Genomic DNA, 261 nt, shown 5'->3' on the forward strand with positions numbered 1-261 from the left:
ACCCCTCGTAATAATCCTAGTCCTACAAATGAACCTACACCTGTCATATTTCAAAATTTAGAAACATTGTTGAAAACAGGAAAATGGCGAGATGCAGATTTAGAAACTTGGAACTTGATGCTAAAGTTAACTAAACGAGAACAGGAAGGATGGTTAAGTCTTGAAGATGTGAAAAATTTTCCCAGACAGGAATTGCGAAAAATGGATCAATTATGGGTAAAATATAGCAATGGTAAATTTGGCTTTTCTGTACAAAAGCAA

The 261-nt window shown here is 34.5% G+C and carries 1 protein-coding gene; it reads left to right on the forward strand.

What is annotated here, in order from left to right; genetic code table 11:
• Positions 1 to 261: GUN4 domain-containing protein (locus ACIR131C_RS22725; protein ID WP_196811764.1), on the forward strand; the 261-nt coding region annotated here is incomplete at both ends.

It is taken from the genome of Dolichospermum circinale AWQC131C, assembly GCF_000426905.1.
GTDB classification, from domain to species: domain Bacteria; phylum Cyanobacteriota; class Cyanobacteriia; order Cyanobacteriales; family Nostocaceae; genus Dolichospermum; species Dolichospermum circinale.